Source organism: Lysobacter antibioticus, from assembly GCF_000731095.1.
Taxonomy (GTDB): Bacteria; Pseudomonadota; Gammaproteobacteria; order Xanthomonadales; family Xanthomonadaceae; genus Lysobacter; species Lysobacter antibioticus_B.
Genome location: NZ_JMTZ01000059.1, coordinates 39733 through 46067 on the forward strand (window position 1 = coordinate 39733; position 6335 = coordinate 46067).

A 6335-nucleotide genomic window follows, 5' to 3' on the forward strand; every position below is an offset into this window, starting at 1 on the left:
CCGGACAGATAGGACCGCATGAAACTCTCCCTGCTCGACGCCCTCATCGTCCTGGTCTACCTGGCCGGCGTGTTCGCTCTCGCGCAGTGGGTCTCGCGCGAGAAACCCGGGCACGAGAAAACCGCAAAGGATTACTTTCTCGCCAGCAAGGCGCTGCCGTGGTGGGCGATCGGCGCGTCCCTGATCGCCGCCAACATCTCCGCCGAGCAGATCATCGGCATGTCCGGGTCCGGCTATGCGCTCGGCCTGGCGATCGCGTCTTATGAATGGATGGCGGCGGCGACCTTGCTGGTGGTCGGCAAGTTCTTCCTGCCGATCTTCCTGCGCAACGGCATCTACACCATGCCGCAGTTCCTCGAGGAACGTTACGGCACCCGCATCCGCACCCTGATGGCGGTGTTCTGGCTCGGCCTGTACGTATTCGTCAACCTGACCTCGATCCTGTGGCTCGGTTCGCTGGCGATCGTGCAGGTGACCGGTATGGACCAGATGCTGGCGCTGAGCCTGCTCGGCGGTTTCGCCCTGGCCTATCAGCTGTACGGCGGGCTCAAGGCGGTCGCGTTGACCGACATCGTGCAGGTGTCGTTGCTGGTGCTCGGCGGCTTGCTGGTCGCCGGGCTGACCCTGAGCAAGATCGGCGATGGCGCCGGCATCGTCGCCGGCTTCAAGACCTTGTGGGCGACGCATCCTGAGCACTTCAAGATGATCCTGCCGCCGGACAGCCCCTTCTACAAGGATCTGCCCGGCATCGGCGTATTGGTCGGCGGCCTGTGGGTGGCGCACGTCAGCTACTGGGGTTTCAATCAGTACATCATCCAGCGCGCCCTGGCCGCCAAGGACCTGCGCGAGGCGCAGAAAGGCATCGTATTCGCCGCGATCCTGAAGCTGGTGCTGCCGATCATCGTGGTGCTGCCGGGCATCGCCGCGGTGATGCTGGCGCCGGGCCTGGAACGCAACGACGATGCCTACCCCGCGATGATGGCGCTGCTGCCGACCGGCGCGCTGGGCCTGGTGTTCGCGGCCCTGATCGCGGCGATCGTGGCCTCGCTGGCGTCGAAGATCAATTCGGTCGCGACCATCTTCACCCTCGACTTCTACGCCAAGCACCGCCCGGATGCGTCGGAGCGAAAGCTGGTGCGGATCGGCCGCATCACCGCGGCGGTGTCGATCGCGATCGGCATCCTGACCGCGCGGCCGCTGCTAGGCAGCTTCGATCAGGGCTTCCAGTACATCCAGGAATACACCGGCTTCTTCACCCCGGGCATCGTGGTGATCTTCGTGCTCGGCCTGTTCTGGAAGCGCGCCAACGAAGCCGGCGCACTCGCCGCGGCGGTGGGCTCGTTGGCGCTGTCGATCGTGCTCAAGCAAGCCTGGCCGGAGCTGCCCTTCGTCAACCGCGTCGGCGTGGTGTTCGTACTGGCGGCGATCCTGGCGGTCGCGGTGTCCTTGCTGACGCCGTCCGGCGCCGGTCGCGACCGCATCCATACCGACGGCGTGAGCTTTGCCACCGCGCCTTCGTTCAACATCGCCGCGATCGCCGTGCTGGCGATCCTGGTCGCGCTGTACACGCTGTTCTGGTGAGCGCGGCTGTTCTGGTAAGTGCGAGCGCGCGAGCCCGGCGGGCGCCGCGCGCCGCGCATATCGCCTCGGCGCATCGCCCGTGCGCCGGCTCAGCGCCGGCGCGTGCGGCCCTTGCCGATCGGACCGGTCGACTGGCGCAACTGCAGCTCGTAGCCGGCGGTGATCATCTGACCGCCGTCGGGCGCCTTGATGCGCTTGAACAACTCGTGGGTCGCCAGGCGGCCCATCTCGCGCGTCGGCTGGCGCACCGTGGTCAGCGGCGGATAGATCTGGCGCGCGATCGGCGTGTCGTCGAAGCCGCACACCGACACGTCGCCCGGAATCGACAAGCCCATCTCGCTGGCGGTGCGGATCGTGCCCGCGGCCATGTCGTCGTTGGCGGCGAAGATCGCGGTCGGCCGATCCGCCATCAACAACAGACGCTGGGCGCAGATCGCGCCGGTGTCGTAGTGGAAGTCGCCGTCGATCACCAGTTCGGGATCGTAGGCGATGCCGGCCGCGGCAAGACCGTCGCGATAACCGTTCAAGCGCCACTGGCTGGCGCCGTGTTCGGGATGGCCCTTGATGTGGGCGATGCGGCGATGACCCAGCGAGACCAGGTGGGCCATCATCTCGCGCACCGCGCGTTCTTCGTCGAGGACCACGCCGATGCGGCCGCCGCGCAGTTTCGGCGAGATGTTGGCGTAGGGAATGCCGAGCTGGCCGAGGCGCTTCATCAGGCCGGGGTGATCGGTCAGCGGCGGCGTCAACACCAGACCGTCGGCGCGCGAGTGCTGGATGATCTCGTCGACGTGGGCGACGAATTTGCGTTCGCCGTAGGTCACCGGCGCCAGCATCAGGTTGTAGTGATGGGCGATGCAGGCATCGAGCATGCCTGCCTGCACTTCCATCAGATAGTTGCTCGACGGGTTGTCGTAGAGCAGCGCGACCAGGAACGAACGCTGGCCGGCGAGGCTGCGCGCCGAGGGATTGGGGCGGTACTGCAACTTGCGCGCGGCGGCTTCGACGCGCTTGCGCGTGTCCTCGCTGACGTTCGGTTCCTGGTTGAGTACGCGCGAGACGGTCTTCATCGACACGCCCGCCGCTTCCGCTACATCTTCGATGCGTACTCGCATGACCGGTCGTTTCCCTTGCCGCGTGTTCTGCGCATTTTGCCAGAATGCGCGCCGAATACTCATCTATTGCGCGCGACGACGACGAACGGATTCGCAGATCGTGCCCCATCGTATCGCCCCAACAGGAGTGAACCATGAATGCAACGACGAGCGAACGCGTTCGCGCCGCGGTTCCATCGATCCAAGTGTGCCGCTCGCGGGGGCGCTGGCGGCTGTGCGCGCTCGCCCTCGCCTTGTTGCCGGCCTTGGCCGTCGCGGCCGAGGGCGTAGCCAAGATCGATCCGGCCCACTGGCCGGCGCTGAAGGCGCCCTTGCCGCGCGACGAGGCGCTGGAGCGGCGCATCGCCGAGCTGATGGCGAAGATGAGCGTAGAGGAAAAAGTCGGCCAGATCGTCCAGGCCGACATCAACAGCGCCACGCCCGAGGATGTGCGCAAGTACCATCTGGGCTCGGTACTGGCCGGCGGCAACTCCGAACCCGGCGGCATTTCCGAGCCCGGCGGGCGCTACGACGCGCCGCCGCAGGAGTGGCTGGACATCGCCGACCGCTTCTATGCGGCATCGATGGACGCCAGCGACGGCAAGGTCGCGATCCCCATCCTGTTCGGCATCGACGCGGTGCACGGTCACAATAATCTGATCGGCGCGACCCTGTTCCCGCACAACATCGGCTTGGGCGCGACCCGCAACCCCGAACTGATCCGGCGCATCGGCGAGGCCACCGCGGCGGAAGTACGCGCGACCGGCATGGAGTGGACCTTCGCGCCGACCCTGACGGTGCCGCGCGACGATCGCTGGGGCCGCACCTACGAAGGCTATTCCGAAGACCCGCGGGTGGTCGCCAGCTATGCCGCGGCGGCGATCGAAGGCCTGCAGGGCAAGCTCGGCAGCAAACAATTCCTCGACGGCGCGCACGTGATCGCCACCGCCAAGCATTTCCTCGCCGACGGCGGGACTTTAGAGGGCCGCGACCAGGGCGATGCCCACATCGGCGAGGCCGAACTGCGCGACGTGCACGGCGCCGGTTATCCGCCCGCGCTGGAAGCCGGCGCGCAGACGGTGATGGCCTCGTTCTCGAGTTGGCAGGGCCAGAAGATGCACGGCAACCGCGAGTTGCTGACCCAGGTGTTGAAGCAGCGCATGGGCTTCGACGGCTTCGTGGTCGGCGACTGGAACGCGCACGGGCAGCTGACCGGTTGCAGCAATGAGAACTGTGCGGCGGCGTTCAATGCCGGCGTCGACATGCTGATGGCGCCCGACAGTTGGCGTGGCTATTACGACAACGCGCTCAAGCAAGTGCGCAGCGGCGAGATCGCGATGGCGCGGCTAGACGATGCGGTGGCGCGCATCCTGCGGGTCAAACTGCGTCTGGGCCTGTTCGAAGCCGGCGCACCGTCCAAGCGCCCGCTCGGCGGCAAGTTCGAGGTGCTCGGCAGCCCCGAGCATCGCGCGGTCGCGCGCCAGGCGGTGCGCGAGTCGCTGGTGTTGCTGAAGAATCAGGGCGGCCTGCTGCCGTTGCGGCCGCAGCAACGCATCCTGGTCGCCGGCGATGGCGCCGACAACATCGCCAAGCAGTCCGGCGGCTGGACCCTGAACTGGCAGGGCACCGGCCTGAAACCAGGCGACTTCCCGAATGCGCAATCGATCTGGTCGGGCCTGCGCGAGGGCATCCAGGCCGCGGGCGGCCAGGCCGAACTCGCCGTCGACGGCCAGTACAAGAGCAAGCCCGACGTCGCCATCGTCGTCTACGGCGAGGACCCGTACGCCGAATTCCAGGGCGACCTGCGCACGCTCGCGTTCCGGCCGACCCGCAATCCGGAACTCGAACTGATCAAGCGCCTGAAATCGCAGGGCATCGCCGTGGTCAGCGTGCTGCTGTCGGGCCGGCCGCTGTGGGTCAATCGCGAGATCAACGCCTCCGATGCCTTTGTCGCTGCGTGGTTGCCGGGTTCGGAAGGCGGCGGCATCGCCGACGTGCTGCTGCGCGACGGCCACGGCGGCATCGCCCACGACTTCAAGGGCAGGTTGCCGTACTCGTGGCCGAAGACCGCGGTGCAGGTGGCGAATGTCGGCGACAAGGACTATGCACCGCAGTTCGCCTTCGGCTATGGCCTGAGCTATGCCCGCGGCGGCGAGGTCGCGGCCTTGTCGGAGGACCCGGGCACGGCCGATCTCGATCAACGTTCGATGCAGTTCCTCGGCCGCGGCGCCTTGCCGCGCGCCTGGCGCCTGCGCGTCGATTCGCAGGGCAAGCACGGCGAAGCGAGCAAGCCGCCGCTGGCGACCGCGGATCGCGCGCTCGCGATCACCGCGGTCGACTACCAGGCGCAGGAAGACGCCTGGCGCCTGCAATGGAACGGCGATGCCAAGGTGGAATGGGTCGCCGACACGCCGGTCGAACTGGTGCGCGAGACCAACGGCGACGTGCAGTTGCTGATCGACCTCAAAGTCGACGCGGTCGGCGCGGGCGAGACGAACCTGATCGCCGCCTGCGGGCCGAAGTGCGGGTCCAAGGTACCGTTCGGCGACACCTTGCGCGGCCTGCCGCGCGGCCAGTGGCTGCGCATCGGCGTGCCCCTGAAATGCGTGCGTGCCGGCGGCGCCGACATGGCCAAGCTCGAGGTGCCGTTCGGCCTGCAGGCCTCGGCCGGGACGACGATCACCCTGCACGAAGTGGCCTATGGCACCGACGCCGACCGGGTCGCGGACTGCAAGCGCCAATAAGCCGCCTCGTCGCAATCGTGGGCGCCCGCGTCATCGCTTTAGCCCCTCTCCCGTTCACGGGAGAGGGGTTGGGGTGAGGGGGCACCACACCCTGGACAGTTTGTCCTGTGGCAGTTTGCCGCAGGCCCGCCGCGCGGGCATCGACTAGGATGCCGCGCATGAACGCATCGAGCAGTGCACGTCCGCTCCTCAGCGGCCTGATCGTCGACGACGACATGGCCTATGCCGCGACCCTCCAGCGCAGCCTGGGCCGCCGCGGCGTCGAAACCCGCACCGCGGCGAGCATCGCCGAAACCCTGGAACTGGCCCTGCGGCAAGTGCCGGCCTTCGCCCTGATCGACCTCAAACTGGGACACGAATCTGGCCTGCAACTGATCCGTCCCTTGCGCGAGCTGCGCGCCGACATGCGCATCGTGCTGGTGACCGGGTACGCCAGCGTCGCCACCGCGGTCGACGCGATCAAGCGCGGTGCCGACGACTATCTGCCCAAACCGGCGAGCATCTCCAACATCCTCGCCGTGCTCGGACTGGAGTCGTGCGACACGCCCCCGGTGCTGCCCGCGCCGGAGACGATGATGCCGTTGCGGCGGATGGAGTGGGAGCACATCCAGCAGGCCCTGACCGATACCGGCGGCAACATCTCCGCTACCGCGCGTTTGCTTGGGATGCATCGCCGCTCTTTGCAGCGAAAACTGGGTAAACGTCCGGGGCCGGAGCGCGGTTTGATCGGGTTTTGAGGTTGGGGTGGCCTGCGCCGTATCAGTCTTGCGACGCCATCGGCTGGAGCCCAGGGTAGGAGCGACGCAAGTCGCGACCGCGCTGTGATGGTCTTGCTTCGAAGCGATCAAGCAAGGTCAAGGTCAGGATCAAACGCCAAAAGCTTCCGCCACTAAAGCGGCGGGTTACTTTCTTTTGT

At 67.2% G+C, this 6335-nt stretch carries 4 protein-coding genes; 3 read left to right on the forward strand and 1 reads right to left on the reverse strand.

Features of this window, described 5'->3' with window-relative positions:
- Window positions 1–18: 18 nt before the first annotated feature.
- On the forward strand, window positions 19–1581 hold the full coding sequence (locus EX88_RS0116700; RefSeq protein WP_031373133.1) for a sodium/sugar symporter: 1563 nt from the start codon (window positions 19–21) through the stop codon (window positions 1579–1581).
- 89 nt (window positions 1582–1670) lie between these two features.
- On the opposite strand, the gene EX88_RS0116705 is transcribed toward EX88_RS0116700, so the two are convergent.
- Entirely contained in the window at window positions 1671–2696 is a 1026-nt protein-coding gene (locus EX88_RS0116705) for a LacI family DNA-binding transcriptional regulator (RefSeq protein ID WP_031373134.1), read from the reverse strand.
- Between the two features lie 134 nt (window positions 2697–2830).
- On the opposite strand from EX88_RS0116705, the gene EX88_RS0116710 reads away from it, so the two are divergent.
- Both EX88_RS0116710 and EX88_RS0116715 read left to right on the forward strand, forming a co-directional pair.
- Window positions 2831–5419 carry a glycoside hydrolase family 3 protein gene (locus EX88_RS0116710; protein WP_081931122.1) on the forward strand — a complete coding sequence of 863 codons (2589 nt, stop codon included), beginning with the start codon at window positions 2831–2833 and terminating at the stop codon, window positions 5417–5419.
- Between the two features lie 158 nt (window positions 5420–5577).
- Complete coding sequence (locus tag EX88_RS0116715) at window positions 5578–6156, forward strand: response regulator transcription factor (RefSeq protein ID WP_036149219.1); 579 nt, start codon at window positions 5578–5580, stop codon at window positions 6154–6156.
- Window positions 6157–6335 lie beyond the last annotated feature (179 nt).